The sequence below is a fragment of the Nonomuraea terrae genome (genome assembly GCF_004348995.1).
Classification (GTDB): Bacteria; Actinomycetota; Actinomycetes; order Streptosporangiales; family Streptosporangiaceae; genus Nonomuraea; species Nonomuraea terrae.
The window spans coordinates 1-24,092 of sequence record NZ_SMKQ01000061.1; the positions used below are offsets into that span (position 1 = coordinate 1).

General features: G+C 72.3%; 26 protein-coding genes. 13 read left to right on the forward strand and 13 right to left on the reverse strand.

Features of this window, described 5'->3' with window-relative positions; genetic code table 11:
- Together E1286_RS20750 and E1286_RS20755 are read right to left on the reverse strand one after the other, a co-directional pair.
- Positions 1-619 (reverse strand): MFS transporter (locus E1286_RS20750; protein WP_132614979.1); only part of this gene is annotated, 619 nt, incomplete at its 3' end.
- 31 nt (positions 620-650) lie between these two features.
- Positions 651-1,244: a helix-turn-helix domain-containing protein gene (locus E1286_RS20755; protein ID WP_132614981.1), complete on the reverse strand. Its 594-nt coding sequence runs from the start codon at positions 1,242-1,244 to the stop codon at positions 651-653.
- Between the two features lie 129 nt (positions 1,245-1,373).
- Here E1286_RS20755 and E1286_RS20760 point away from each other — a divergent pair, with 129 nt between their 5' ends.
- From E1286_RS20760 to E1286_RS20780, 5 genes are all read left to right on the forward strand, one after another.
- On the forward strand, positions 1,374-1,769 hold the full coding sequence (locus tag E1286_RS20760) for a hypothetical protein (RefSeq protein WP_132614983.1): 396 nt from the start codon (positions 1,374-1,376) through the stop codon (positions 1,767-1,769).
- A gap of 50 nt (positions 1,770-1,819) precedes the next feature.
- Entirely contained in the window at positions 1,820-2,152 is a 333-nt protein-coding gene (locus E1286_RS20765) for a YidH family protein (RefSeq protein ID WP_132614985.1), read from the forward strand.
- Positions 2,153-2,159: 7 nt separating this feature from the next.
- Entirely contained in the window at positions 2,160-2,495 is a 336-nt protein-coding gene (locus E1286_RS20770; protein ID WP_132614987.1) for a DUF202 domain-containing protein, read from the forward strand.
- 22 nt (positions 2,496-2,517) lie between these two features.
- A complete protein-coding gene (locus E1286_RS20775; RefSeq protein ID WP_132614989.1) occupies positions 2,518-2,868 on the forward strand; it encodes a hypothetical protein in 351 nt (116 codons plus the stop codon).
- 119 nt (positions 2,869-2,987) lie between these two features.
- Positions 2,988-3,413, forward strand: a complete 426-nt coding sequence (locus E1286_RS20780; RefSeq protein ID WP_132614991.1) for a hypothetical protein — start codon at positions 2,988-2,990, stop codon at positions 3,411-3,413.
- On the opposite strand, the gene E1286_RS20785 is transcribed toward E1286_RS20780, so the two are convergent.
- Together E1286_RS20785 and E1286_RS20790 are read right to left on the reverse strand one after the other, a co-directional pair.
- Positions 3,410-5,260, reverse strand: a complete 1,851-nt coding sequence (locus E1286_RS20785; RefSeq protein WP_132614993.1) for an ABC transporter ATP-binding protein — start codon at positions 5,258-5,260, stop codon at positions 3,410-3,412. The genes E1286_RS20780 and E1286_RS20785 overlap by 4 nt on opposite strands.
- A complete protein-coding gene (locus E1286_RS20790) occupies positions 5,257-6,981 on the reverse strand; it encodes an ABC transporter ATP-binding protein (protein ID WP_132614995.1) in 1,725 nt (574 codons plus the stop codon). The genes E1286_RS20785 and E1286_RS20790 overlap by 4 nt, the downstream gene beginning before the upstream one ends.
- Positions 6,982-7,202: 221 nt before the next feature.
- On the opposite strand from E1286_RS20790, the gene E1286_RS20795 reads away from it, so the two are divergent.
- Together E1286_RS20795 and E1286_RS20800 are read left to right on the forward strand one after the other, a co-directional pair.
- Entirely contained in the window at positions 7,203-7,679 is a 477-nt protein-coding gene (locus E1286_RS20795) for a nucleoside deaminase (protein ID WP_132614997.1), read from the forward strand.
- Between the two features lie 381 nt (positions 7,680-8,060).
- A complete protein-coding gene (locus tag E1286_RS20800) occupies positions 8,061-8,318 on the forward strand; it encodes a UBP-type zinc finger domain-containing protein (RefSeq protein ID WP_132614999.1) in 258 nt (85 codons plus the stop codon).
- On the opposite strand, the gene E1286_RS20805 is transcribed toward E1286_RS20800, so the two are convergent.
- Together E1286_RS20805 and E1286_RS20810 are read right to left on the reverse strand one after the other, a co-directional pair.
- Positions 8,315-9,934: a Na+/H+ antiporter gene (locus E1286_RS20805; RefSeq protein WP_246075009.1), complete on the reverse strand. Its 1,620-nt coding sequence runs from the start codon at positions 9,932-9,934 to the stop codon at positions 8,315-8,317. The genes E1286_RS20800 and E1286_RS20805 overlap by 4 nt on opposite strands.
- A gap of 78 nt (positions 9,935-10,012) precedes the next feature.
- On the reverse strand, positions 10,013-11,194 hold the full coding sequence (locus E1286_RS20810; RefSeq protein WP_132615001.1) for a hypothetical protein: 1,182 nt from the start codon (positions 11,192-11,194) through the stop codon (positions 10,013-10,015).
- A 240-nt stretch (positions 11,195-11,434) separates the two neighbouring features.
- On the opposite strand from E1286_RS20810, the gene E1286_RS20815 reads away from it, so the two are divergent.
- The 3 genes from E1286_RS20815 to E1286_RS20825 all read left to right on the forward strand — a co-directional run bounded on the left by E1286_RS20815 (position 11,435) and on the right by E1286_RS20825 (position 14,615).
- Positions 11,435-13,411 (forward strand): ATP-dependent DNA helicase, encoded by a 1,977-nt coding sequence (locus E1286_RS20815; protein WP_132615003.1) that lies wholly within the window; start codon positions 11,435-11,437, stop codon positions 13,409-13,411.
- 209 nt (positions 13,412-13,620) lie between these two features.
- On the forward strand, positions 13,621-13,860 hold the full coding sequence (locus E1286_RS20820) for a hypothetical protein (protein ID WP_132615005.1): 240 nt from the start codon (positions 13,621-13,623) through the stop codon (positions 13,858-13,860).
- Entirely contained in the window at positions 13,857-14,615 is a 759-nt protein-coding gene (locus E1286_RS20825; RefSeq protein ID WP_223190169.1) for a restriction endonuclease, read from the forward strand. The genes E1286_RS20820 and E1286_RS20825 overlap by 4 nt, the downstream gene beginning before the upstream one ends.
- 89 nt (positions 14,616-14,704) lie before the next feature.
- Here the strand turns inward: E1286_RS20825 and E1286_RS20830 are convergent, their stop codons facing one another.
- The 7 genes from E1286_RS20830 to bar form a co-directional block, all read right to left on the reverse strand.
- A complete protein-coding gene (locus E1286_RS20830; RefSeq protein WP_132615007.1) occupies positions 14,705-15,460 on the reverse strand; it encodes an SGNH/GDSL hydrolase family protein in 756 nt (251 codons plus the stop codon).
- Positions 15,461-15,589: 129 nt separating this feature from the next.
- Positions 15,590-16,660, reverse strand: a complete 1,071-nt coding sequence (aroB, locus tag E1286_RS20840; RefSeq protein ID WP_132615009.1) for a 3-dehydroquinate synthase — start codon at positions 16,658-16,660, stop codon at positions 15,590-15,592.
- Positions 16,657-17,157, reverse strand: coding sequence for a shikimate kinase (locus E1286_RS20845; RefSeq protein WP_132615011.1), 501 nt, complete (start codon positions 17,155-17,157; stop codon positions 16,657-16,659). Before E1286_RS20845 ends, aroB begins: the two co-directional genes overlap by 4 nt.
- Positions 17,154-18,335 carry a chorismate synthase gene (gene aroC, locus E1286_RS20850; protein ID WP_132615013.1) on the reverse strand — a complete coding sequence of 394 codons (1,182 nt, stop codon included), beginning with the start codon at positions 18,333-18,335 and terminating at the stop codon, positions 17,154-17,156. The genes E1286_RS20845 and aroC overlap by 4 nt, the downstream gene beginning before the upstream one ends.
- Positions 18,336-18,378: 43 nt before the next feature.
- The gene (locus tag E1286_RS20855) at positions 18,379-18,963 is read right to left on the reverse strand and encodes a prepilin peptidase (RefSeq protein ID WP_132615015.1); all 585 of its coding nucleotides are present in this window, start codon (positions 18,961-18,963) and stop codon (positions 18,379-18,381) included.
- 57 nt (positions 18,964-19,020) lie between these two features.
- Positions 19,021-19,551, reverse strand: a complete 531-nt coding sequence (locus tag E1286_RS20860) for an SseB family protein (RefSeq protein ID WP_132615017.1) — start codon at positions 19,549-19,551, stop codon at positions 19,021-19,023.
- Positions 19,552-19,638: 87 nt separating this feature from the next.
- Entirely contained in the window at positions 19,639-20,730 is a 1,092-nt protein-coding gene (bar, locus tag E1286_RS20865; protein WP_132615019.1) for a barbiturase, read from the reverse strand.
- Between the two features lie 160 nt (positions 20,731-20,890).
- Here bar and E1286_RS20870 point away from each other — a divergent pair, with 160 nt between their 5' ends.
- The 3 genes from E1286_RS20870 to E1286_RS20880 all read left to right on the forward strand — a co-directional run bounded on the left by E1286_RS20870 (position 20,891) and on the right by E1286_RS20880 (position 23,985).
- Positions 20,891-21,556 (forward strand): alpha/beta fold hydrolase, encoded by a 666-nt coding sequence (locus E1286_RS20870; protein ID WP_132615021.1) that lies wholly within the window; start codon positions 20,891-20,893, stop codon positions 21,554-21,556.
- A 255-nt stretch (positions 21,557-21,811) separates the two neighbouring features.
- A complete protein-coding gene (locus E1286_RS20875; protein WP_246075010.1) occupies positions 21,812-22,843 on the forward strand; it encodes an FUSC family protein in 1,032 nt (343 codons plus the stop codon).
- Between the two features lie 53 nt (positions 22,844-22,896).
- Positions 22,897-23,985 (forward strand): FUSC family protein, encoded by a 1,089-nt coding sequence (locus E1286_RS20880; protein WP_132615025.1) that lies wholly within the window; start codon positions 22,897-22,899, stop codon positions 23,983-23,985.
- Positions 23,986-24,092 lie beyond the last annotated feature (107 nt).

The window sequence follows — 24,092 nt, forward strand, 5'->3', positions numbered from 1 at the left end:
CCCACGCCCCGCCCGCCGGGCCCCGTTCCCGGGCGGGCGCCGGATCCGCGACCGGCGGGCGCACCCGCCACAGCAGCAGTGCCGACAGCAGGAAACTGGCCACGTCGATCCAGACGACGGCGGCCAGGCCGCCCGCCTCGACCGCGACCCCGCCGGCCATCGCCCCCAGCAGCCGGGCGACCTGGCCGCTCTGGCCGTGCAGGGCGTTGGCCCGGACGAGCTGCGCCCCGGTGACGAGTTGCGGCAGCAACGCCTTCTGCGCCGGTACGAGCACCGTGCCGAGCACGCCGGTCGCCAGCGCGACGGTGTAGACGATCCACACCTGGCCGGGTTCGCGTACCGCGAGAAGGGGCAGCAGCGCGACCGCGAGCAGCAGGTCCGCGGCGACGAGCAGGCGGCGGCGGTCCCAGCGGTCGGCCAGCGCCCCGGCGGCCGGGCCGAGCACGACGTCCGGCAGCCGCGAGACCAGCAGCATCGTCGCGGTGGACAGCGCCGAGCCGGTGAGCTGGTAGACGTGGAAGGCCAGGCCGGTGCTGATCGCCCAGTCGCCCGTCTGCGAGATCAGCCCCGCCGCGAGCAGCCGCCGGTAGTCCGGGTTTCCCGCGAGCAGCCGCCTCATCCGGCTCTCGTACGGGCGCCCATCCCGGCCCTCATTCCGGGCGGCCGGTCGGTGGGAGCGGGACCACCAGTTGCGTCAGCAGCACCGGCCGGGCCCCCTCGGGCCGGTCCGACGGGTCGAACGCCCGCGCCATCAGCGGCTCCAGCAGCCCCTTGAGCGCCTCGCCGAGCGCCGCGATCTCCTCAGTCGTCGCGTAGACGTAGCTGTTGCCGATGCCGCCGGCGTTCCGCCATTCACCGGTCTCGTCCTGGCGGCGGCGCTGCCATTCGACCAGCCGCGACAGCGCCCGCTCGGCCATGACCCGCTCCAGCAGCCCCCGGGCGGCCGAGGTCTCGGAGCCTGGCTCGGCGTCGGACCACTCCTGGACGGCCTCGGTCACCTGCCACGGCCGCTCGCGCTCGTCGCGCGCCTCGGCCTGCTCCACGAAGCCGTACCTGGCCAGCTGCCGCAGATGGTACGAGGCCAGCGCCTGGCTGATGCCGACCTCGCGGGCGGCCTCGGCGGCCGTGGCCGGCCCCCCGCGCAGCAGCAGCTCGTGCAGCGCCAGCCGGACGGGATGGGCGAAGGCCCGCATCGCCGCCGGGTTGTCGAGCACGCGCCGCGGCCCCAAGGATTCCAAAGACATGCTTGGGATCATCAAGCTTAGGCAAAGAGAAGTCAAGGATCTCTTTGGGATACACCAGCGAACAGACGGATGCCGTCCGAAATCTTCCGGTCACGCCACGTGGCCGAGCGCTTGGGTAGGGTCAATGACATGCGTCTCCTCAAGAACCTGCTCGTGCCTCTGGCCGTCGTGACCGCCGGTGTGCTCGCCGCCGGTTGCAGCGACGTCAACAACACCATCGACCGTGCCCAGGCATGCCTGGAAGCGCCGAAGATCATGACGGAGCTGGTCGCCGACATAGCAAACCTGACCAACGACCCACAGGCCATGGACAAGGCCATCGACGACGCCGCGTCCAAGCTCAACGGCGTGGCCGACACGGCCTCCAACACCACGCTCAAGGAGGCCTCCGACCAGCTCGCCACGACGCTGACCGGCATCACCGTCAACGACGTCAACGACACCGTCGACGCGGCCCAGAAGGTGGGCACCGAGGCGACCGCGTACGCGCAGAAGGTCGCACAGGCCTGCGGGGGCGGCGGCTGACCGCAATCCCAACATCTCTAGGGGAAATGGGGTCGAATTAGGGTTTTCCCATGGAACCCGACCCGCGTTTCACCTTGGCCAACGAACGCACCTTCCTCACCTGGCTGAGCACGGCGCTGGCGCTCAGCGCGGGCGGGGTGGCCATGGCGGCGGTGCCGGCCGACGTGTTCGTGCCGTGGATCCGCACCGCGCTGGCCGTGGTGCTGGTGAGCCTGTCGGCGCTGGCGGCGGGCATGGCCTACCCTCGCTGGCGCAACATCCAGCGCGCCCTGCGCGCGCAGGAGCCGCTCCCGCCCCCGGCGCTCGCCGCCGTCTTCGGCTACGGCGTCGCCTTCGTGGCGGTGGCGGCACTCGTCCTCATCATCGTGTCCGCCCGCACATGAGCGCGGCATGAACGCCGAGGACGAGGTCTGGGATCGCGGGCTGCAGAGCGAGCGCACCCGGCTGGCCTGGGTGCGCACGGCGGTGGCCCTGTCCACCGCCGGGCTCGGCGCGGCCGGGCTGTCCCTCAGGCACGGCCTGCCGGAGATCGGCGCCGCCGGCTTCGCGCTGGCGGCGCTCTGCGGCGGCGTGCTGCTGATCAGGACCAGGCTGCGGTTCCGCCGGGTGCAGGAGGCCCTGCACTCCGGGCGGCCGCTGGACGACGACCTCGACGCGCGGTTCGCCTGGCTCGGCACGTTGTGCCTGGTCGCGGGCGCGTTCACCTTTGTGCTCACCCTTCGATGACCTCCGGTTCCGAGAGCGCGGCATGGAGGCGAAGACCCGGACGAAGGGGGTGACCTCATCGGTAGAGATCCACAGGACCGTGCCCTTCGAGTGCCGGCGCTGCTGGCATGTGTGGGAAGAGCACTCCATCGTCAGGCGCATCGAGGACCACCACGGCAACGAGGGCGAAGTCCGGCTACAGGCCGGCGTGCAGGTGCCACCGCCGTCGTCGGGCGCCGGCTGCCCGAAGTGCGGCTGCGAGCAGGCCACCACGTTCCCGGACGGCTACCTGGCGCACCACCCGGCGGCGGCCCCGCCGCCCGAGCCGCCCGCTCCCGACCCGACGCCGCTGCTCAGCCCAGTGCGACGGCCGGTGCGAAGGCCGGCGTACTGACCCATAACTTGACACCTGGTGAGCATTCCATAACTAACAGTGTCACAAGCCCGTCTTGAAGGGCGTAGGAGACCGGACGGACACTCGGGACGCGAACGGCGATCCGGGGGGTGGTCCGAGTGCTGGACGGGTTCGAGACCCGCGAGATGTGGCCCTACGAATGCCTGCGCTGCTTATACGTCTGGGAAGAGGAGTTCGTCGTCAGACGCCTCTGTGACGCCTACGGCAAGCGCGCGGAGATCTGGCTCAGCGCGGGAGTGCCGGTGCAGCCGCCGTGGGCGGGTAGCTCATGCCCGAGCTGCGGCGCGCACCACCTGACGTCGTTTCCCAGCGGGTATCTGGCCCGCCACCCCGAGCTCGTCGCCGAGCCCGAGCCGGGGCCGGCGCCGGTGTTCGCACCGGCGCCGGTGTCCTGGCCGGACAGTGCGCCCGCCGCCCGGCGGAGCAAACTGCCCGGCCGATTGCTGATCGCGTTCGGCGTCCCGCTCGTCCTGTTCCTCGGGTACGAGCTGTACATCATCGCGGCGGCGCACGCGGGCCATTAGCTGAGGCTCTCCAGCCACGCGCGGTGCAGCCCGGCGAACCGGCCGGAGGCCGCGATGAGCTGGGCGGGCGGCCCGTCCTCGACGATGCGGCCGCGCTCCATCACCAGCACCCGGTCGGCGATCTCCACGGTCGACAGCCGGTGCGCGATGATGAGCGCGGTCCGGTCGGCGAGGATCGTGCGCAGCGCGCGCTGCACGAGCCGCTCGCTCGGCACGTCGAGGCTGGAGGTGGCCTCGTCAAGGATGAGCACCGCCGGGTCGGCGAGGAACGCCCGGGCGAACGCGACGAGCTGGCGCTGCCCGGCCGACATGCGGCCGCCGCGCTTGCCGACCTCGGTGTCGTAGCCGTCGGGCAGCGCGGAGATGAACTCGTGCGCGCCGATGGCCTTGGCGGCCTCGCGCACCTGGCGGTCGGTGGCGTCGGGGCGGCCGAACCGGATGTTGTCGGCGACCGTACCGCTGAACAGGAAGTTCTCCTGCGTCACCATGACCACGGCCTGGCGCAGCGTCGGCTCGTCGAGGTCGCGCAGGTCGACGCCGTCGAGCAGCACGCGGCCGCCGGTCGGGTCGTAGAAGCGGGAGATCAGCTTGGCCAGCGTCGTCTTGCCCGCGCCCGTCGCGCCGACCAGCGCCACGCTCTGCCCGGCCGGGATGGTCAGGTCGAGGCGCGGCAGGATCGGCATCTCCTCGACGTAGGCGAACCTGACGTCGTCGAAGCGCACCTGACCGCGGGCCCGGCCGCCCGGCAGCGCGGCGGGCTCGCGCGGCTCGGGCACCCCGGGCTCCTCCTCGAGGACGCCCGAGAGCTTCTCCAGCGCCGCGCCCGCCGACTGCAGGGTGTTGTAGAACTGGCTGACCTCCTGCATCGGCTCGTAGAACTGGCGCAGGTAGAGCAGGAAGCCGGCCAGGGTGCCGACCTCGACCTCGCCCTGGATCGCCAGGTGGCCGCCGTAGAGCAGCACGGCGCCGATCGTGAAGTTGCCGATCAGCTTGATGCCGGTCATGAACGTCGCGCCGAGCTGCATGCTGCGCGCGTTCGCCTCACGGTAGTCGTCGTTGAGCTGCTCGAAGATCTCCTGGTTGCGCGGCTGCCTGCGGAAGGCCTGCACCGCGCGGATGCCGGTCATCGACTCCACGAAGTGCACGATGACGAGCGCCACCGTCTCGCGCGTGCGCCGGTAGACGATCGTGGACTGCTGCCGGAACCACCGGGTGAACACCAGCAGGACGGGGATCGGCACCAGCGCGACCAGGCCGAGGTGCACGTCCATGATGAGCAGCAGCACGGCCGTGCCGACCATGGTGAACACGGCCTTGACCAGCGCGTCGAACCCCGACTGGAGCAGCTCGGCGATCGACTCGATGTCGGAGGTCAGCCGCGAGATCACCCGGCCGGAGGTGTAGTTCTCGTGGAAGCTCAGCGACAGCCGCTGGAAGTGGTCGAAGACGCGGCGGCGCAGCTCCAGCAGGACGCTCTGGCCGATGGTGCCCGCCAGGCGCAGGAACGCCTGCCGGGTGATCGCCTGAGTGACGGCCGCGCCCACGATCACCCCGACCACGGTCAGCAGCACACGGGGGCCGTCGCCGTTCGTGATCGGCGGGATGCCCTCGTTGATGCCGATCGCCACCAGGAAGGGGATCGACAACCCGGCCGCGTTGGAGACCACGATGATCGCCACGAGCAGCGCGATCTTCTTCCGGTGCGGCGCCAGTAAGTCGCCGAGCAGCCGCCGCGAACGGGCCCGCAGCAGGACGGAGACCTTCTCGGACAGCTCGTCCTGGTCTTCGGCGGCGACGCCGCGCCACGATCCGGCGGACTGCTTGGTCTCGGGAGCGGTCGCGGTCATCGCAGAGCCCCTTCCGCCGCGTCGTCGAAGTCGGCGTCCTGCGCCAGCAGCTCGCGGTATTCGGGCACCCGCGCCAGCAGCTCGTGGTGCTTCCCGACGTGCGTGATGGTGCCGCCGCGCAGCAGCGCCACCTTGTCGGCCAGCAGCACGGTGGAGGCGCGGTGGGCGACCACGATGCCGGTCGCCTCGCGCAGCACATGCCGCAGCGCCTCCTCCACCAGGGCCTCGGTCTCGACGTCGAGCGCCGACAGGGTGTCGTCGAGCACCAGGATGCGCGGCTTGCTCAGCACGGCCCTCGCCAGGGCGAGCCGCTGGCGCTGCCCGCCGGACAGCGACAGGCCCTGCTCGCCGATGCGGGTGTCGAGGCCCCACGGCAGGTCGTAGACGAACATGGCCTGCGCGGTCTGGATCGCGTCGGCCAGCTCCTCCTCGGTGGCGTCGGCCCGGCCGAGCATGAGGTTCTCCCGCACGCTCATGGAGAACAGCGTCGGTTCCTCGAACGCGGTGGCCACCACCGAGCGCAGCGTGCTCAGGTCGAGGTCGCGGATGTCGTGGCCGTCGATCGTGACGCGGCCGGAGGTGGGGTCGATCAGGCGCGGCACGAGCGCGGTCAGGGTGGTCTTGCCCGCCCCGGTGGCGCCCACGACGGCGACCGTCTCACCGGGCCGGACGTCGAGCCGGACGTCGTGCAGCACCGGCTCGTCGGAGTCGGGGAAGCGGAACCCGACACCTTCGAAGCGCAGGTGGCCGCGCGGCTCGTCGATGGTCTCGGTGCCGCCCTCGATCGCGGGGACGGTGTCCAGGACCTCCATGACGCGGTCGGCGGAGGTCATCGCCTCCTGCCCCATGGCCAGGATGTAGCCGAGGCTCGCGATGGGCCACACGAGCTGGAGCATCAGCGTGGTGAAGGCGACCAGCGCGCCCAGCGTCAGCCCGCCCGTGCCGACGGCCAGCGCGCCGAGCAGCAGCACCATGGCCAGCGTGATGTTGGGGATGATCTCCAGAAAGGAGAAGAACCGCGCCGACAACCTGACCTTGTCCATCGAGGTGCCGTACACCTTGAGCGCGGCGTCGTCGTAGCGGTCGTAGACGTGGTGCCGGCGGCCGAAGGCCTTGATCGTGCGGACGCCGATCGCGGACTCCTCGACGAACGTGGCGAGGTCGCCCTGCTCGTCCTGGACCTGGCGGGAGATCTTGATGTAGCGCTTCTCGAAGCGCAGCGAGGTCCAGACGATCGGCACGGCCGAGGCGGCCACCAGCAGCCCGAGCGGCCAGTACTTGTTCAGCAGCAGCACGATGACCGTGACGACCTGCAGGATGTTCATGACCAGGAAGAGCATTCCGAAGCCCAGGAAGCGCCGGATGGTCGACAGGTCGGTGGTGGCCCGTGACAACAGCTGACCTGACTGCCAGTCGCCGTGGAAGGCCATGGGCAGGCGCTGCAGGTGGGCGTACAGGTCGTTGCGGATGGCGGTCTCCAGGCCGAGGACCGGCTTGACCTGGAGCCACCGCCTCAGGAAGATCAGCATGGCCTCGACCACGCCGACGCCGATCGCGAGCAGCCCGAGCGGGAGCAGCGCGCCGGTGTCGCCCTGGGCGACGGGGCCGTCGACGACCCTCTCGATGATGAGAGGCAGCGAGATGGCGGCGGCGATGCCGACGATCGCCATCAGCCAGATGAGCACCAATCTGACGACGTAGGGGCGGAGATACGACTTCATCCGCCACAGGGAGTTGGAGGAGAGCAGGGGACGGCGAGGTATGTGCGTATCGGGAGGCATCCCCACCAGATTAGTACGGCGAATCAACCGATTTTCAGTGACCTCAAGGTGGGTTTCCCGTACATGACATGGGGAAATGCGAGATTTCGTGCACTTTCGGAAGTCCGTTACTTTCGTTGGGTAATGATGAGAAATGCCGAGGCTGGGACGTTGAGGGACTCATGATCGACTCGTCTGAGCTGCCGTACCTGCGCCGCTGCGTCGACCTCGCCGCGCGGGCGCTGGAGCTGGGCGACGAGCCGTTCGGCTCGGTGCTGGTCTCCGGCGACGGCCTCATCCTGGCCGAGGACCACAACCGGGTGGCCGCCGGCGACCGTACGCGGCATCCGGAGTTCGCGCTCGCCCGGTGGTCGGCCGAGCACCTGCCGCCCGAGGAGCGGGCGGCCGCCACGGTGTACACCTCCGGCGAGCACTGCCCGATGTGCGCGGCGGCACACGCCTGGGTGGGCCTGGGGCGGATCGTCTACGCCGCCTCCTCCGCGCAGCTCGGCGCCTGGCTGGCGGAGCTGGGCGTGCCCGCGCCGCCCGTGCGCACCCTGCCGGTCAACGAGGTGGCCCCCGGGGTGACCGTGGAGGGCCCCGTGCCGGAGCTGGCCGAGGAGATCCGCGAGCTGCACCGCCGCTTCTACGCGCGCTGACCGGCGGGCGGAGCGGCGGCGGAGCCCCGTCCGGCCTCCCGGACGGGGCTCCGCCGTCACGTCATCGCAGTTGTGACGTCAGGTACGACTGCCACCACGGCGGCTTGGCGGTGGACAGGGGATCTGAGCAGTTGCACGAGCCACACCCCGGAAGCATCGGCCCTCCTCGGCTTGGGGGACGGGCGGTACCCACCCGCTACCTGCTCTCAGTCTGAACGCCGGACCGGTGTCCGGACACCCGCCTCAGATCTACAGTTCGGTGACGAAACCGGAACACGGGTGCCGACGCCATGCCCCGGGAGCTCCGGCCGCGCGTGCCCCGCGGCTCACCGGCGGGAACCGGCCGTGAGCCGGTCGGAACGCTGGTCCTAGGATTGCCGTATGGCAATATGTGAGCATCTTTCCCACGCCGACGACCCCTCCGCGCAGACGCCCGAGGGCTGCGCGGAGTGCCTGGCCTCCGGCAGCCGGTGGGTCCACCTGCGGCGCTGCCTCGACTGCGGCCACATCGGGTGCTGCGACTCCTCGCCGAACAAGCACGCGACCCAGCACTTCCACTCCACCGGCCACCCGGTGATCCAGTCGTTCGAGGCCGGCGAGGAATGGCGCTGGTGCTTCGTGGACAACCAGATGGCCTAGTCGCGTTCGAGGATCGCCTCCTCGAAGTCGAGCTGCGCCATCACCTCGTGCAGCACCTCGTCGTCGAGACGGCGCTCGTCGCGCAGCCGGACGAAGACCTGCCGTTCGGCTTGCAGCATCTGCCGGCGCAGGCGCCGGTAGAGGGCGCTCGGCGTCTCGGCGCCGCCGTGTGAGGTGCCGCCGCCCAGCCGTTCCCACGCGCTCAGCGAACGCCGCCACGACTTGTCCCTCAGGTTGCCGATCACCTGCGCCTGGATCTCGTCGGGCTCCCCCTCCTGCGCGATGAGCCGCTCCAGCTCCGCCACGCCGGCGTCGAGCGCCGCCTGCTGGGCCGCCGCCTCGGCGAGCCGGTCCTCGTACCGCTCCCGCTCGCTCGACACGCCGAGCCGCCTGATCAGCGCGGGGAACGTGGTGCCCTGGATGAGCAGCGTGCCGATCACGGTGGTGAACGTCAGGAACAGCAGCAGCGCCCGGTCGCGCGCGGGCACATCGGGCGGGATGGCGAACGCCGCCGCCAGCGACACCACGCCGCGCATGCCGGCCCACGAGAGGACCACCCGCTGCCCCGGCGGCGGCCTGGACTCCGCACGACTCAGCAACCTGACGAGGGACGTCACCGTGAAGACCCACACGAACCTGCTGAGGATCGTCACCACCAGCACCGCGGCGGCGTAGCCGGCGACCTCCCAGGCGCCGTAGCCGATGATGCCCTCGGTCACGGTGACGAACTGCAGCCCGATCAGGGCGAACACGACGGCTTCGAGCAGGAAGTCGGTGACCCGCCACACCGCGGTGGACACCAGGCGGGTGCCGAACCCCTGCAGGTGCATGCGGTTGCCGAGATAGAGGCCGATGATCACGACCGCGATGACGCCGGAGGCGTGCACGGACTCGGCGGCGAGGTAGGCGGCGAACGGGATCAGCAGCATCAGCGTGTTCTCGACCAGCGAGTCACGCGTGTAACGGAACAACCAGGCGAACGCGAACGCCAGCGCCAGCCCGATCATCACACCGCCCACCGCGGCGAGCAGGAACTGCCCCAGGCCCTCCCAGAGGCTGACGGCCCCGCCGAGGGCCGCCCCGATCGCCACCCGGTAGAGCGTCAGCGCGGTGGCGTCGTTGAACAGGCTCTCGCCGATGAGGACGGTCAGCGCCCTGCGCGGCAGGCCCAGCCGGCGGCCGACCGCGACGGCGGCCACCGCGTCGGGCGGCGCGACGATCGCGCCCAGCGCGAACGCCAGCGCCAGCGGCAGGTCGGGCAGCATCAGGTGGACGACCGTCCCGACGGCGGCCGCGGTGAACAGCACGAGCCCCACCGACAGCAGGCCGACCGTGCGCTTGACGTCGCGCAGGCGCAGGTAGGAGCTCTCGAACGCGGCGGAGTAGAGCAGCGGCGGCAGGAAGACGTACAGGATGAGCTCGGGCTCCAGCGGCACCGGCGGCACCAGCGGCGAGAGGAGCAGGCCCGCGGCCACCAGCAGCAGCGGCGCCGGCCAGCCCTTGCGCCGGGCCACGGCGGCCACGCCGATCGCCCCGGCGGCCACCAGCAGCAACTGCAGGCCCATGGTCGCGTCCACCGGCAGCCCCTCCCCGCACGATCCGTCAGGGCCGATCACGCGCCACGGTGTGGCCAGGTCGGTCCGGGCGGGCCGATCGTCCCGCGCAGAGCGTACCCGCCGCGACGGCGGGCGCTCTCACCACTCCCTGCGGTCGCCTCCGTCGAGGTGATCCTGCTGCTCGGGGCGCAGGCGCTCGCCCGTGGAGAACATGGGGTCCCCGATGTACGGCCGCGACATGCTGGGGTCGGCCTGCCGGCCGGGCTGGGGCGTGTACTCCTGCCGGCCGAGGGCGAGCAGCGGGTCCACGGGGTTGGGCGGCGGCGTCTGGTAGGGCGCGTAGTCGTCGCGGGCGGGCTGCGCCGGCTGCTGACGCTGCTGGATGGGCGGCCGGGGGCGGCCCGCTCCTGGGATGCCGTGCATGGGGGTGCCGAGGCCGGCCGCGCTGGGCTGCGGCTGCTCGTAGGCCTCGGAACCCCGGCTTCCGTACGGATCGGACGGGTACGGAGGGTAGGCGTCGGAGCGCGCCGGCGACGACTGGTACGGGTCGGCCGCCTGCGACGGGAAGCCGAGCGGGTCGGTGCTCAGCGGCGACGAGCGCCGCTGGTCGCCGGGCATCTGGTAGACGGGCTCGTTCTCGCTGTACTGGGGGCCGGTGAACGAGTCGGGCTGCGCGTAGTGGGGTCCGCTGAGCGGGTCGCCGGTGTACTGCGGGCCGCTGAAGGGGTCGCCCGTGTAGGCCGGCTGCGGGCCGCTGAAGGGATCGCCCGTGTAGGCCCGCTGCGGCCCGGTCTGCTCGTACTGCGGCGCGGGCTGCTCGGTGTACTGGTTCGGCTCGACGTACTGGGGGCCGGTGAAGGGCCGGTGGTCGCCGTAGGCCGGAGTCGTGTCCCTGGGCGCCGTGGTCTCGCTGTAGGACGCCACGAGCTTGTCCTGCGGCGGGTTGCCGCGCGCCACGAGCACGTCGGTGGGCGACAGGGAGGCCGCCTGCCGCTCCTCCTGCTGGGGCGCAGGCGGCGGTTGCTGGGCGTGCTGGGGCGGCCGGTGGTACTGGCCGGTGCCGGGGATGATCTCCGTGCCCGGGTCCTGGGCCGGCACCGCGGGTTGCTCGCCCGTGGCCTCGGCGAAGCCCTCGTCAAGGGTGTCGAGCAACCGGCCGACGTCCTCCATCGGCATGCGGAAGCTCGCTGTGCACATCTCGCCGCGCCACAGGCTGAGGACCAGTGTCCCCTCGTGCCAGGTGACCCGGAGACACCGCTCCTGACCTCGGGCATCGAAGAAGACTTCGCCGAACGACGGCAACGGGACAACTTCCGACATGGAGGACATATTGCTTTAACCAGCCTTTATTCGTCCACTCAACCTCGGAAAACCCTAATGAACCGGCCTTCCCACCTACACCGGGAGCCCCCTCCGGTCCCACGCCCTGGACCACCTGGAGTCCCGATCGTCCAGTCTGCCACGCCTCCCGGCGTAGGGGTCCGGGAACGCCGGGATGCGTCCGGCCGATCACAGCCCGTTCGGCGCGGCGACGGCGGATTGCCGGTAGCGTTTACTGTCGTGCCGGACTCCCATCTCCCGTCAGTCGACGAACTGCTCAGCATCGCGGTCAACGCTCTCGGAGGGAGCGAGCGGCAGGGCCAGATCACCATGGTGCAGGCCGTGCAGAAGGCTCTCGACGCCGAGGAGCACCTCGCCGTCCAGGCCGGCACGGGCACCGGCAAGTCGCTGGCCTACCTGGTGCCGTCGGTCCGCCACGCGATGGAGAGCGAGAAGCCGGTCGTGATCTCCACGGCCACCATCGCGCTGCAGCGCCAGCTCGTCGACCGCGACCTGCCCCGCCTGGCCGAGGCGCTGGGCAAGGAGCTGCCGCACGAGCCGACGTACGCGATACTCAAGGGCCGCCGCAACTACCTGTGCCGCTACAAGGCCACCGCGGGCTGGCCCGAGGACGACGAGCAGGACCAGCTGTTCGACCCGCGCGAGGTGAGCGCGACCGGCCGCATGGTGCAGCGCATCCAGGAGTGGGGCGAGGAGACCGAGACCGGCGACCGCGACGAGCTGGTCCCCGGGGTGAGCGAGCAGGCCTGGCGGCAGTTCTCGGTGAGCGCCCAGGAGTGCCTCGGGGCCTCGCGCTGCCCGAGCGGCGCCGAGTGCTTCGCCGAGCTGGCCAGGGCCCGCGCCGGCGACGCCGACGTGGTGGTGACCAACCACGCGCTGCTCGCCATCGACGCCATGGGCGACCTGCCGGTGCTGCCCGAGCACGACGTCGTCGTGGTCGACGAGGCCCACGAGCTGGCCGACCGGGTCACCTCCGTGGTCACCTCGGAGCTGTCGGAGGCGTCGGTGACGCTCGCCGTCCGCCGGGTCGGCCGGCTGATCGAGCAGCCCATCGCCGACCAGCTGCTGGAGGCCGGCGAAGACCTCAAGGCGCTGCTGTCGGCCGCGCCGCCCGGGCGCATCGACGAGCTGCCGCAGGTGCTCGGGCTGACCCTGCAGCTCGTCCGCGACACGGCCTGGCGCTGCATCACCGCCCTGGGCCCGCGCAACGCCGACAAGGACGACCCCGACAAGGCCGGGCAGCGCAAGGCGGCGTTCACGGCGCTCGACGACGTGCACGACACGGCGGTGCGCATGCTGGAGGCGTACGGTCACGCCACCGAGGCCGACCGGGCGGAGGTCGTCTGGCTCGACGCCGGCACCGACCGGCGCCCGCCCGCGCTGCGGGTGGCGCCGCTGAGCGTGGCCGGCATGCTGCGCGACAAGCTGTTCGGTGAGCGCACGGTCGTGCTCACCTCGGCCACGCTGGCGCTCGGGGGCACCTTCGACGCGCTGGCCGCGCAGTGGGGGCTCGGCGACGGCAAGGGCTGGCAGGGCATCGACGTGGGCTCGCCGTTCGACCACCCCCGCTCCGGCATCCTGTACGTCGCCAAACACCTCCCCCAGCCGGGCCGCGACGGCCTGCCCCAGCAGTACCTCGACGAGATCGCCGAGCTGATCGAGGCGGCCGGCGGGCGCACGCTCGGGCTGTTCTCCTCGATGCGCGCGGCCAAGGCGGCCACCGAGGCGCTGCGCGACCGGCTCGACGTGCCGCTGCTGTGCCAGGGCGACGACTCGACGATGCTGCTGGTCAAGCAGTTCGCCGAGGACGAGCCGACGTGCCTGTTCGGGACGCTGTCGTTGTGGCAGGGGGTCGACGTGCCGGGGCCGTCGCTGCGGCTCGTGATCATCGACCGGGTGCCGTTCCCCCGGCCCGACGACCCGCTCACCTCCGCCCGCCAGCGTCACGTGCAGGCGCGGGGCGGCAACGGGTTCATGGCGGTGGCGGCCAACCACGCCGCCCTGCTGCTGGCGCAGGGCGTGGGGCGGCTGCTGCGGTCGCAGGACGACAAAGGCGTGATCGCCGTCCTCGACCCGCGCCTCGCCACGGCCCGCTACAGCGGTTTCCTGCTGGGCTCGTTGCCCCCGTTCTGGCGCACCACCGACCCGGCCGTCCCGAGGGCCGCGCTCAAGCGCCTCTCGGCCGAATCCGCCTGACGCAGGAAGCGGATTTCTTCGTCGAGCGGAAAAATCGCGGATCTGCGGCGATGCGGCAGGTCAGAGCCTCTTCCAGGTGACCGGCTGAACGTCGGAGAATGAATTGGTCGCGTCCCGGCGCGCTTTTCCGGCCGCACTTGACGTCTTTTTGTCGGCTGCCTTTGTTTACCTGCATGCGAACCACTCCACATTCGCATCGGAGGCAGGCCATGGCAGAGCGGTATTATCGGCGCGGCCACTGGGTGAATAAGCCCAGGCGCAAATCCAGGAAAGGCGCGGGCTGGGCGATGCCGGCGGTCGCCGTCGTCGCGGCCTGGGTGGCGGTACAGGCCGTCGGGTCCGAGGCTCCCGCCCCGGCTCCCACAGAGCAGGTCGCCCCGGCCGGCGTCCCGGCGCAGCAGGCTCCCACAGAGCAGGTCGCCCCGGCGCAGCAGGCTCCCCACCCGTGAGCAGGGCCGCGTGGACGTGGCTGCGGTCGCGCGTCCGGCTTCGCCCGTCGTCCGGCGGCGGCGAATGGATCGCCGCCGCGATCGCGGCGCTGTTCGGGGTGCTGCTCGCCGTCGAGGCGATCAGTGCCCTGGTCGATCTGCTGCTCAGCAGGTGGTACGCCGGCGTCGCGGCGATTTGCGTCCCGGCGGTGGTCCTGGCCGGTCGCATGCGCTGGAGAGCGGCCGCCAGGCGCCGTCGCGCCGAGCGACTGGCCCACCTGCGGCTCGACCTCGCCGCCGAGATCGACCGGCTAGACCCCACCGCCTTCGAGTACGCCGTACGCGACCTGATGATCCGCGACGGCGTCGACGCGAGGCGGGTGGGCGGAGCCGGCGACAGGGCCGCCGACGTGATCGGCCGCGACGGGGACCGACGGGTGATCGTGGTGCAGTGCAAGCACACGATCACCGGGAGGAAGGTCGACGCACGGGTCATCTACCAGGTCAACGGCACGGCGGAGCACGCGCACGGCGCCGACGTCGCCGCCGTCGTGACCAATGGGTCGTTCACCAAGGGGGCCGTGGAGTTCGCCGCCGAGGTCGGCATTCACCTCGTCGACCGCGAGGCGCTGCGGACATGGGCCGAGGAAGGAGCCCGGCTACAGGAGCTGCTCAGACTGGACTCGGTCGTACGGCCTTGGCGCCGACCCCGCGGACGGCTCCGCCGCCACCGCCGGATCGGTGCGGCGGAGCCATCGAGGAGGCAACGCACGTGACGGGCAGACGCGACAGCCCGACGCGGCGGGCCAGGTGATGGGCCAGGTGATGGGCCAGGTGGCGCGATGGCGGCGCGGGGTGCCTGGGGTCAGGCCCAGGGGTCGAGGTCGGGGCGTTTCGGGGTGCGGCCGTCGCCGGAGGAGACGCCGCGCAGGCGGCGCGAGACCCAGGGCACGAGGTGCTCGCGCATCCACTGGGCGTCCTCGCGGCGGCGGGCCCGCGGGTCGAGCGAGCGTTCGGGCCAGTCCTTGCGCCAGTCCTCGAACGGCACCCCCAGCACGTCGAGCACCCGGGCGGCGACGAGCCGGTGGCCGTCCTCGTTCATGTGCAGCCGGTCGGGGCTCCAGGCCCGCCAGTCGCGCAGCCCCTGCATCGACCACTGGTCGACCAGCCGGCACCCGTACAGGTCGGCGATCGAGCGGACATGCAGGTAGAAGATGGCGAAACGGCCGCGCAGGCGGCGCATGAGCGGGGTGTCGCGCGGGTCCACCCCCGTGAAGAGCAGTACGTCGGCGCCGCCGGCCCGCAGGTCGCGCACGGCCCGGGCGAGCTTCTTGGCCATCACGTCGGGGTCGCTGCCCGGCCGCAGCAGGTCGTTGCCGCCGGCGCAGAAGCTGACCAGGTCGGGCGCCATCTCGACGGCCAGCGGCACCTGCTCGGCCACGATCTGGTCGAGCAGCTTGCCGCGTACGGCGAGGTTGGCGTAGCGGAAGGAGGAGTCGTCGGCCGCGAGCCGTTCGGCCACCCGGTCGGCCCAGCCACGGTAGTGACCGTCCGGACCGGGATCGTTCAGTCCTTCTGTGAAGCTGTCACCGAGGGCGACGAAGGACTTGTAGTGCCTCATGAGGTGGTGTTATCTCCGGGATAGGGGGCTGCGCAAGGACGTATGACTGTAGTCCTAAGCCCGCGAGGGCGCGCGCCGCCACCCCGGCCACGACACAGGCATGGCGAAACTCTTCCCTCGCCGCGGGTGTCACGCAGAGACCTCCTTGTACGCCGCCTCCATGAGGTCTTCGGCGGGGTCTTCGAGGCGGCCGGGCTCGGCCAGGCCGTCGAGCACGACGAAGCGCTGCTTGGCGCCGCGGTTCTTCTTGTCGAGGCGCATGTGGTCGCGCAGCCGCGGCCAGGCCCCGGCGTGGTAGGAGACGGGCAGGCCCACGGCGGTGAGGATCGAGCGGGTGCGCGCCACCAGGTCGGCGCGGCCGGACAGGCGTGACAGCTCGGCGGCGTAGACCATGCCGATGGCCACGGCCTCGCCGTGGCGGATGGCGTAGTGCTCCTCGCGTTCGATGGCGTGGGCGAGCGTGTGGCCGTAGTTGAGGATCTCACGCAGGCCGGCCTCGCGCAGGTCGGCGCCCACGACGTCGGCCTTGACGCGGATCTTGCGCTCGATGAGCTCGCGCGTGTGGGGGCCGGCGGGGCTGGTGGCGGCCTCGGGGTCGGCCTCGATGAGCGTGAGGATCTCGGGGTCGGCGATGAAGCCGCCCTTGATGACCTCGGCGAGCCCGGCGACGTAGTCGGCCCTCGGCATGCCGTCGAGCGTGGACAGCTCGCACAGCACGCCCGCGGGCGGCAGGAACGTACCCACGAGGTTCTTGCCCTCGGGGGTGTCGATGCCGTTCTTGCCGCCGACCGCGGCGTCGACCATGGCCAGCAGCGTCGTGGGCACGAGCACGACCTGCACGCCGCGCAGCCAGGTGGCGGCCACGAACCCGGCCAGGTCGGTCGTCGCGCCCCCGCCCACGCCGACCACGGCGTCGGAGCGGGTCACGCCGTGCCGGCCGAGCGCGGACCACAGCCCGGCCGCGACCTCGACGGTCTTGGCCTGCTCGCCGTCGGGCACGGGCAGCTCGGCCACCGTGTAACCGGCCTGCGACAGCGCAGCGCACACCGGCTTCGCGATCTGCGGCAGCGTCTCGGGGAAGATCACCGCGACCGTGCGCACGCCCGGTTTGAGCAGGGTGGTCAGCTCGCCGAGCACGCCGGTGCCGACCACGACGTCGTACGGGCTGTCGCCGCGTACGGGGATGCGCGTGGCGGTCATGACGGCAGCCCCTGCACGATCTCGTCGGCGAGCTCCTCCGGCTCGCGCTTGTCGGTCACCACCGTCTGGGAGGCCAGCCGCTCGTAGACCGGGCGGCGCTCCTCCATGAGCTTCTTCAGCTGGCTGCGCGGGTTGAGCACGAGCAGCGGCCGGGCCGAGGCCAGGCCGACCCGCTGGACCGCGTCGGACAGGCCCACCTGGAGGTAGACGACGTGGTGGCCGGCGAGCAGCGCCTGCGTCTCCTCGTGCAGGACGGCGCCGCCGCCCAGCGACAGGATGCCGTCGTGCTCGGCCAGCGCGCGGCGTACGGCCTCGTGTTCGAGCTCGCGGAAGCGGGCCTCGCCGTCTTCGACGAAGATGTCGGGGACGGGCTTGCCCGCCACGGCCTCCACGTCGGCGTCGGTGTCGCGGAAGGCGACGCCGAGCCGCTCGGCGAGCATCCGCCCGAGCGTGGTCTTGCCGGACCCGGGAGCCCCGATCAGCACGGCCTTGGTCATTTGATCACCATTGAAGATAGGTAGCCGGACAGGTTGCGGGCGACCTCCTCGACGGAGTCGCCGCCGAACTTCTCCAGCGCCGCGTCGGCCAGCACCAGCGCGACCATCGCCTCGGCCACGACGCCCGCCGCCGGGACGGCGCACACGTCGGAGCGCTCGTGGTGGGCCTTGGCCGCCTCGCCGGTCTTGACGTCGATCGTGGCCAGCGCCCTCGGCACCGTGGAGATCGGCTTCATCGCGGCGCTGACCCGCAGGATCTCGCCGTTGGTCATGCCGCCCTCGACGCCGCCCGCGCGGTTGGTGATGCGGCGCACGCCGTCCTCGGCGGAGTATTCGATCTCGTCGTGGGCGCGGGAGCCCGGCCTGCGCGCGGTCTCGAAGCCGTCGCCGACCGCGACGCCCTTGATGGCCTGGATGCCCATGAGCGCCCCGGCGAGCCGGGAGTCGAGCCGGCGGTCCCAGTGGGTGTAGCTGCCGAGGCCGGGCGGCAGGCCGTAGGCGAGCACCTCGACGACGCCGCCGAGCGTGTCGCCGTCTTTGTGGGCCTTGTCGATCACCTCGACCATGGCGGCGCTGCCGCCCGGGTCGGCGCAGCGGACCGGGTCGGCGTCGATGCGGGCCAGCTCGTGGGGACCGGGCAGCGTCTCCGACGGCGTGCGGGCGCCGCCGATCTCGGTGACGTGGCTGACGATGTCGACGCCGAGCGCCTGCTTGAGGAAGCGCCGGGCGACCTCGCCGAGCGCGACCCGGGCGGCGGTCTCGCGGGCGCTGGCCCGGTCGAGCACGTTGCGGGCGTCGTCGAAGCCGTATTTCTGCATGCCGGCCAGGTCGGCGTGGCCGGGGCGGGGGCGGGACCTCGGCGCGTTGCGGGCCAGGCCCTCCAGCTCGCCCGGGTCGACCGGGTCGGCCGACATGACCTTCTCCCACTTGGGCCACTCGGTGTTGCCGACGCGGACGGCGACCGGGCTGCCCATCGTGCGGCCGTGGCGCAGGCCGCCGGCGATCGTCACCTGGTCTTCCTCGAACTTCATCCGCGCGCCGCGCCCGTAGCCGAGCCTGCGGCGGCGCAGGGCCTCGCCGATGGCGGCCGTGGTCACCTCGACCCCGGCCGGCAGGCCCTCCAGGATGGCGACGAGTTCGGGGCCGTGGGACTCTCCGGCGGTCAACCAGCGCAACATGCGTACAAGTCTTCCACGTGCCGCCGGGTGGGATGTCCGTCGGTCACCACGTGAGACAGAGTGTCGTGAACGCGCCCAGCAACATGAAAGGGCCGAACGGGAACTGCGTGTGCCGGGTGCCGCGCCGGGTCAGCAGCAGGGACAGGCCGTAGAGCGCGCCGTACAGCTGCCCGAGGAAGGCCGCCACCACGAGCGCCTGCCAGCCCAGCGCGGCGGCGGCCATGCCGATCAGGCCGGCCAGCTTGACGTCGCCGAACCCGAGCGCGTCCGGCCTGAGGAACCAGAGCAGCCCGTACGCGGCCGCCAGCACCGCCCCTCCGGCCAGCGCGCGCGGCAGCTCGCCGGTGGGCGCGAGCGCGAGCGCCATGATCGGGTACGCGGGCAGCGTGATCGCGTCGGGCAGTGTGTACGTGCGCCAGTCGATGACCGCCAGCGCGGCCCCGATCACGGCGAAGCACGCGTACGGGAGGCCCGCCTGCCAGGCGACCAGCGCGGCCAGGGCGGCGGTCGCGAGCTCCGTGAGTGGCGGCCAGGCGGGCGCCGGGGTGACGCCGTCGTCGTAGGAGTCGGCCAGCGCCCTGATCCGGCCCCCGCAGACCAGGCCGAGCAGCGCCATGAGTGCGACCACGCCCAGACCCTAGACCGGCCCCGCTCCCCCGCATCGGGGCTATGCCGTTTTCGCCTGTCAGCGCCTGGAGAACCAGCGGCGCTTGCGGGGCGCCGGCTGCACCGTGGCCACGGTCGCGCCGGGCAGGTCGGTGACGGTGCCGGACTCGACGGCGGCGAGAGCCCGCAGCACCTCTCCCTCGATCACGAACTGCACCGGGCCCGCCACGTCGACCACGACCGCGGCGGCCTGCTCCTGGACGGCGGCCTGACAGACCTGCAGCGTGCCGGCCTGGATCGGGCGGGCGTCGGGGCGCCACCTGGCCATCGACTCCGTGCCGGTGAACGCGAGCACCGCCTGCCTGCCGTCCTGGCCGACGAGCTTGGGCAGCGCCATCTCGCTCTCCTTCTCCTGCCGCAGCCCGTGGGCGCCGACCTCGGACTCGGTCAGCAGGGCGACGACGGGGACGAGCAGGCGGGCGCCGCTCAGCGCGTTGAGGACCTCGGCGGGGCCGGTCGTACCGGCGTCGTAGGCGGCCAGCGCGGCGGCCACCGCCGGCGCGACGGAGCCGTCGTCGTGCGGGTCGAGAGGTTGCGGAATGCTCGGCACAACTCCGGAGACTACCGGCGCCCACCGGCGGTCCGGGAAAGTGCGGGCGCCGACGTCACCTGAGCCGACGTCACCTGAGGGGCCGGGTCAGCTCAGGTCGGAGATGGCGGCCACGGGGCCGCCGCCCGAGGGGCCCTGGTGGACGGCGGCGACCGAGACGAAGACCGCCGGGTCGCCGGTGACCGAGGCGGCCACGCCGCCCACCGCGGCCTTGATCTGGCGGTGCCAGTGGACGTCGGAGTCGTCCAGCATGATGTTGCGCCGAGCGCGCACCCGCCCGGACGGGTCGGCCTCGCACTTCATGAAGACGTTCACCAGCCGCTCCCCGAGGTCGGACGGGTGGGGCCGTTCGGGCAGCGGCAGGCCGGAGTCGCGGATGGCCGCCCAGATGCCGTCGGCGTCGAGGGCGTCCTTCATGACGCTGTGGCCGATGCGGTAGCGCCCGCCGATGCCGCGCACGTTCCCCACGAGCACGATCTGCGCCCGGTCCAGCTCCACCCCCGACGAGCAGGAGGCGACGGACGAGTACAGCGACAGGTCCTTGTGGATCTGGTCGGCGCGCGGCATCTCGATCTCGCCGAGGGCCACGGCGATGCCGAGGGCGGTCGTGGAGTTGGACAGGTCCATCGAGGGGCCGGTCTCCTCGATGGCGGTGTCGTGGCCGCGGCGCTTGGCGTCGGTGATGGTGGCCAGGGTCAGCAGCGGCGTCTTGGTCTGTACGTAGTGCACGTCACGAGGGTCGTCGATGCCGGCGATCTTCATGGCCTCGCGGACCCCGGCGGCGACCTTCTCCACCATGGCGGGGCGGCCGATGTCCTCCGGCAGGATGACCTCGCTCATCGCCACCCCGACCGACAGGCGCGGCTCGTCGGTGGCGGGGGCGTCGGAGGTGGTGGCGAAGATGGTGGCGTGCGGGCTGAGGATGCCGTCGGTGCCGCCCGACCACACCAGCGGCACGCTCTCCGGCGCCGGGTGCCCGTGCTCGGCGAGCACCTCGCGGAAGGCGAGGTCGGCGAGGATGCGCGTGTAGTCGTTCACGCCGCCGTTGCCCTCGGTCTTGCCGATGACGGCCAGCACCCGTTCGGCCTCGATCATGCCGTCGGCGATGAGCCGCGACAGCCCGGAGGCGTCGGTGACGCTCTCGATGGGAACCTTGCGCACTTCGATCGGGTCCGGCATGCCACGCCCCTTCTCCTGTACCGGTCACCCGCCCTGTCCCGGAGGGCGGCTGGCGACGCCAGCCCGGCCCGGTCGGCGGTGTTCACGGTCAAGGTGTGCCCATGAAGGCCGCCGATGATGTCAACCTGCGCTCAGCGCCCGCGGCGGTAGGGTCGCGGACGTGATTCGCGAAGCGCAGCTCGACGGCATCAAGCTGGTCTATCGGGAGGAGGGCGACCCGGCCGCTCCCCCGCTGCTGCTGGTCCACGGCCGTACCGCCGACCACAACGACTGGAACGGCATCACCCAGCACTTCGCGGCGCGCCACCACGTGATCGTGCCCGACCTGCGGGGGCACGGGCGCAGCGACCGGCCGGGGACGTACACGCTGCCGGGGATGGCCGCGGACCTCGTCGCGCTGCTCGACCACGTGGGCGCCGCGCGTGCCACGGTCGTCGGGCACTCGCTGGGCGGCGTGCTGTCCTGCCTGGTGGCGGGCGGTCATCCGGAGCGCGTCGAGCGGCTCGTGCTGGAGGACGTGCCGGCGCTGCCCCTGCGCGACCGCCCACCTGTCGTGGAGGACGGGTCCACCGGGTTCGACTGGCGGATGGTGCACGAGACCGAGCGGCAGTTCCTGCACCCCGGTCCCGCGTGGCGGGAGGCGCTGTCGGCCATCACGGCGCCGACGCTGGTGTTGTCGGGCGGGGCGGCGAGCCCGTTCGACGCGGGAGAGACGGCCGCGCGGATCCCGGGCGCGAAGCTGGTCACCATCGAGGCGGGCCACCTGATCCACGTCGGCGCCCGCAAGGAGTTCCTCCGCACGGTGGACGCGTTCCTGGGGGTCTGAACGCGCGGGACGCGGCGGACGCGATCCTGGGAGCCTCAACGCGCCGGGCACGGGACGCGGCGGACGCGATCCTGGGAGCCTCAACGCGCCGGGCACGGAACGCGGCGGACGCGATCCTGGGAGCCTGGACGCGCCGGGCGCGAGGGGGCGGCGAACCGTTTCCCCGCTTCCTGGACGCCGGGGCGTGGCGGCGGGTGGAGGGGGTAGTGGCCGCGTGACATGCAGGTACACCAGCGGCTGAGCAGGCTGAGGTTGATGGCGCCCTCGATCGGCCAGTGCGCCGTCGCCGCCGGGCTCGCCTGGCTCGTGGCCACGGAGGTCGTCGGGCACAGCCGGCCGTTCTTCGCCCCCATCGCGGTGGTGATCTGCATCGGCGTGGGCCTCGGGCAGCGGCTGCGGCGGGCGGCCGAGATGGTCGTCGGAGTCAGCCTGGGCATCGGCGTGGGCGACCTGCTGGTGTCGTGGATCGGCACGGGCGCCTGGCAGATCATGCTGGTCGTGGCGCTGGCCATGGCGGTCGCGGTGTTCGTCGACCGCGGCACCCTGATCGTGCTGCAGTCGGGGTCGTCGGCGGTGCTGGTCGCCACCCTGCTGCCGCCGAGCGGCACCGGCGGCCTCGACCGGATGGTGGACGCCCTGATCGGCGGTCTCATGGGGCTGGCCGCGGTGGCGCTGCTGCCGGCGAGCCCGTCCCGGCTGGTCACGCGGCACGCGGCGGCGCTCTTCGGCTCACTGGCGGGCGTGCTGCGCTCGACCGCCGAGGCGATCGAGCGCTCCGACCCTGCCATGGCCGCGGCGGCGCTGGAGGCCGCACGGGGCACGCAGGCGCACGTGGACGTGTTCCGCCAGGCGCTGGAAACCAGCCTGGAGATCGCCAGGCTCTCCCCGATGCATCGCCGCTACCGCTCCCGTCCGGCGGAGTACGAGAGGGCGGCCGACCCGCTCGACCACGCCCTGCGCAACGCCAGGGTGCTGGCCAGGCGGGCCATGGTGGCGCTCGACGACGGCGACCGGCTGCCGCCCTGGTTCACCGGGACGCTGCGCGAGCTGGCCGAGGCGACGCTGCTGCTGCGCGACGAGCTGGCCGAGGGCCGGGAGCCGAAGAGGACCGGCACGGCGGTGCGGGCGGCGGCGTCCCGGCTGGGGACCGGACGGTGGGGGTTCTCCGCGGACGTGATGAACGCGCAGCTCCGTTCGATCATCGTGGACCTGCTCCAGGCCACGGGCGTGGAGCGGGAGAACGCGCTGTCCGCCCTGCCCCCGCTGGACCCACCCGCACAGCCCTGACGAAAAGGGGCAAACGTGACCCCAATGTCATAAAGATCCGCCATCGTGGAGTGGTGCGAACCCGGCTCAACGATCTCGTCAAGGAGCGGATGGGCACGTTCGGCCTCATCGCGCCCTCGATCGCGCAGTGCGCGGCCGGCGCGGCCATCGCGTGGGTGGTCGCGATCGAACTGCTCGGCCACCCGCGGCCGTTCTTCGCCCCGATCTCCGTGCTGATCTGCGTCGGCGTGGGCCTGGGGCAGCGGCTGCGGCGGGTGGTCGAGCTGGTCGTCGGGGTCAGTGTGGGCGTGGGCGTGGGCGACCTGCTGGTGTCGTGGATCGGCTCGGGTGCCTGGCAGCTCGCCCTGGTGGTGGGGCTCGCCATGACCGTGGCGGTGCTGCTCAACAGCGGGGCGCTGTTCGTGGCGCAGGCGGGCTCGTCGGCCGTGCTGGTGGCGACCCTGGTGCCCAGCGAGGGGGCGGGCGGCCTGGACCGGATGGCGGACGCGCTCACCGGCGGCGTCATCGCGATCGCGGCGGTGGCGCTGCTGCCCGCGAGCCCGTTCGCGATCGCGGCCAAGCATCTGTCGGCGGTGCTCGACGCCCTGTCCACGGTGCTGGAGCAGGCGGCCCAGGCCATCGAACGGCGGGACGCGGACCTTGCGGCCGAGGCGCTGGAGGAGGCGCGCACGACGCAGGCGGCGGTCGAGGAGTTCGGGGCGGCGCTGCAGACCAGCAAGGAGATCACCATGATCTCGCCGCTGCACTGGCACCGGCGGGCCCGCCTGGCCCGCTACGAGACCGCGGCCGTGCCCGTGGACCTGGCGCTGCGCAACGCGCGGGTGCTGGCCAGGCGGACGCTGTCGTCGCTGGGCGAGGCGAGCCCGCCCCCTGCCGCGCTGGCGGAGGCGATGCGCGAGGTGTCGGAGGCGGCGCTGCTGCTGCAGCTGGAGCTGGGGGCCGGGCGCGAACCGACCCTGGCCAGGCAGGCGCTGCTCGCGGTGGCAGCCCGGGAACGGCCCCGGGAGCTGGGCTTCTCGGCGCACGTGATCATCGCACAGCTGCGCTCGGTGGTGGTGGACCTGCTGCAGGCGACGGGCATGGACCACGTGGAGGCCACGGCGGCGCTGACCCCGCTGGACGAACCCGCCCACCGGGACTGACCGCCGGGACTGACCGCAGGAACCGCGCGGCCGGAAGGGGACGAGCGTCCGCCGCACGTCGGCGATCTCCTCGACCTCGGTCATTCCCGGCGGCCACGGCAACGGCG

Excerpts from the sequence above, each read along its gene's own strand:
- E1286_RS20770 (WP_132614987.1), top strand. The coding sequence starts at position 2,160 with ATGAACGCCGAGGACGAGGTCTGGGATCGCGGGCTGCAGAGCGAGCGC.
- E1286_RS20790 (WP_132614995.1), bottom strand. The coding sequence starts at position 6,981 with ATGAAGTCGTATCTCCGCCCCTACGTCGTCAGATTGGTGCTCATCTGG.
- E1286_RS20765 (WP_132614985.1), top strand. The coding sequence starts at position 1,820 with ATGGAACCCGACCCGCGTTTCACCTTGGCCAACGAACGCACCTTCCTC.
- E1286_RS20830 (WP_132615007.1), bottom strand. The coding sequence starts at position 15,460 with ATGAGGCACTACAAGTCCTTCGTCGCCCTCGGTGACAGCTTCACAGAA.
- E1286_RS20755 (WP_132614981.1), bottom strand. The coding sequence starts at position 1,244 with ATGTCTTTGGAATCCTTGGGGCCGCGGCGCGTGCTCGACAACCCGGCG.
- E1286_RS20810 (WP_132615001.1), bottom strand. The coding sequence starts at position 11,194 with ATGTCGGAAGTTGTCCCGTTGCCGTCGTTCGGCGAAGTCTTCTTCGAT.
- aroB (WP_132615009.1), bottom strand. The coding sequence starts at position 16,660 with ATGACCGCCACGCGCATCCCCGTACGCGGCGACAGCCCGTACGACGTC.
- aroC (WP_132615013.1), bottom strand. The coding sequence starts at position 18,335 with ATGTTGCGCTGGTTGACCGCCGGAGAGTCCCACGGCCCCGAACTCGTC.
- E1286_RS20775 (WP_132614989.1), top strand. The coding sequence starts at position 2,518 with ATGGAGGCGAAGACCCGGACGAAGGGGGTGACCTCATCGGTAGAGATC.
- E1286_RS20845 (WP_132615011.1), bottom strand. The coding sequence starts at position 17,157 with ATGACCAAGGCCGTGCTGATCGGGGCTCCCGGGTCCGGCAAGACCACG.
- bar (WP_132615019.1), bottom strand. The coding sequence starts at position 20,730 with ATGCCGGACCCGATCGAAGTGCGCAAGGTTCCCATCGAGAGCGTCACC.
- E1286_RS20760 (WP_132614983.1), top strand. The coding sequence starts at position 1,374 with ATGCGTCTCCTCAAGAACCTGCTCGTGCCTCTGGCCGTCGTGACCGCC.
- E1286_RS20795 (WP_132614997.1), top strand. The coding sequence starts at position 7,203 with ATGATCGACTCGTCTGAGCTGCCGTACCTGCGCCGCTGCGTCGACCTC.
- E1286_RS20820 (WP_132615005.1), top strand. The coding sequence starts at position 13,621 with ATGGCAGAGCGGTATTATCGGCGCGGCCACTGGGTGAATAAGCCCAGG.
- E1286_RS20875 (WP_246075010.1), top strand. The coding sequence starts at position 21,812 with ATGGCGCCCTCGATCGGCCAGTGCGCCGTCGCCGCCGGGCTCGCCTGG.
- E1286_RS20800 (WP_132614999.1), top strand. The coding sequence starts at position 8,061 with ATGGCAATATGTGAGCATCTTTCCCACGCCGACGACCCCTCCGCGCAG.
- E1286_RS20785 (WP_132614993.1), bottom strand. The coding sequence starts at position 5,260 with ATGACCGCGACCGCTCCCGAGACCAAGCAGTCCGCCGGATCGTGGCGC.